The organism is Roseateles sp. P5_B10, from assembly GCF_056400485.1.
In genome coordinates this window covers 1-1,598 of sequence record NZ_JBFULE010001031.1, presented here as the reverse complement: position 1 = coordinate 1,598, position 1,598 = coordinate 1, and the positions used below count along the sequence as shown (strand labels likewise).

Sequence of the window (1,598 nt, the reverse complement as noted above, 5' to 3'; positions counted from 1 at the left end):
CTCGAACTTCATCACGGCCAATGTGCTGCTGAACCAGAAGATCGGCTTGGTCGACCCGTTCAGCAAGGTCGACAACTGGACGGTGCAGAACTTCGTCAACGCCGGCGGCGGCCGCCTGCGCGGCATCGAGCTGCAGGCCAACCATGCCTTCGAGAAGGGCTTCGGCATCGTGTCGAACTACACCTTCACCGAAGGCACGGCGCCCAAGGAGAGCTTCGCCGACCAGCTCGGCCTGTTCACCCAGTCGTCCAAGCACAACGTGAACCTGGTGGGCTACTACGAGACGCCCGACTACTTCGGCCGCCTGGCCTACAACTGGCGCTCCAAGTACATCATTCGCGAGAACGCCTACTGGTACGGCAACCGCATGCACGCCAACTTCGGCACGCTGGATGCGAGCTTCGGCTGGAACATCAACAAGTGGCTGAAGCTGAGCTTCGACGCGGTGAACCTGACCAAGCAGGACGACATCCAGTACGGCGCCATGTCCACCAGCCTGCCGGCCGACGGCCTGCACAAGGACCCGCTGAAGGCCGGCTACCCAGCCTGGTCCTTCAAGGGCGAGACGACCTACAAGATCGGCCTGACGGCGAAGTTCTGATCGACGCCCCCGGCCATGCAAAAGCCCGGCGAATGCCGGGCTTTCCTTGTTGCGTGAAGCGCAGACCGCAGCCTAGAAGTCGTAGAAGGAATTCGCCGTCAGCCGCCCTGTGCGCGGATCGCTGCTCAGGCTGAGCTGCGGGTTCACGACGGCCGAGTGAAGCAGGCTGCCGCGGTAGATGACCAGGCGGTTGAAGCGGGCAGGCATCATGCCCAGGAACTCGAAGTGCTCGTCGGAGTCGTCGAAGTAGCGCTGCGCGGGCGGGCGGGCGTTGAGCTCGGCGTAGTAGGTGTCGAGGAAGGCCTCGCGGTTGTCCGCCGTGACCTGCTGCAGGCCGGTGGCCTTGTGGCGGTAGAAGGCGGTGCCGCCGTGCGCGCCGTCGCAGAGGTAGAGCAGCACGGCCATATGGTGGGGCGTGCTGGCGTCGAAGTGGGGTGTGCGCTGCAGCGGGCCGAGTTCGTCGGGCCGCATCGTCGTCAGCGAGAAGGCGCATTCGCTCTTGCGCAGCTTAAGGGCCTCGGGCACGCCAAAGTTGAGGCGGATCAGCGGCTCCATCAGCACGGTCAGGTGGGCCGAATAGTCGGCTGGCACCGGTGCGCGAATGCCCGGGTAGCCCTTGCGATCGGTCACGCCCGGGTATGGCGCGAAGTTGGCCTGGCTGGCCGCCTCGACCATCGCCAGTGGGTTCTCAAGGAAGTTGTCGATGAAGACGACTTGATGCTCGCCGATCTGCACGGACTGGATGTCCGGCGGCATGCGGATGGCGAAGGCGTCGCTCATGCTCGCGTGTCCGGTTCTCAAACCTTCCAGTACCAGCCGCGCTTGTCCAGGGCCCACACGATCACGGCCCAAACCGCGACGAAAGCGAGCGCGAACGACAGCGACTGGCCATAAGGCCCGATCAGCGGATTCAACGGCCCGAACACGGTGCGGTACAGCGGCTCCATCCAGCCGGTGGCCGCCAACAACACGGTGCACATCCAGGCCCCGGCATAGG

The 1,598-nt window shown here is 64.6% G+C and carries 2 protein-coding genes and 1 pseudogene; 1 reads left to right on the top strand and 2 read right to left on the bottom strand.

Annotation, left to right across the window (positions count from 1 at the left end; translation table 11 throughout):
* Window positions 1–601 (top strand): TonB-dependent receptor domain-containing protein (locus AC1DU6_RS30480; protein WP_477861819.1); only part of this gene is annotated, 601 nt, incomplete at its 5' end.
* A gap of 72 nt (window positions 602–673) precedes the next feature.
* Here the strand turns inward: AC1DU6_RS30480 and AC1DU6_RS30475 are convergent.
* Together AC1DU6_RS30475 and AC1DU6_RS30470 are read right to left on the bottom strand one after the other, a co-directional pair.
* Complete coding sequence (locus AC1DU6_RS30475; protein ID WP_457324059.1) at window positions 674–1,381, bottom strand: DUF6445 family protein; 708 nt, start codon at window positions 1,379–1,381, stop codon at window positions 674–676.
* A gap of 17 nt (window positions 1,382–1,398) precedes the next feature.
* A pseudogene (locus AC1DU6_RS30470) lies at window positions 1,399–1,598 on the bottom strand (DUF5009 domain-containing protein); the annotation flags it as partial.

Excerpts from the sequence above, each read along its gene's own strand:
- AC1DU6_RS30475 (WP_457324059.1), bottom strand. The coding sequence starts at position 1,381 with ATGAGCGACGCCTTCGCCATCCGCATGCCGCCGGACATCCAGTCCGTG.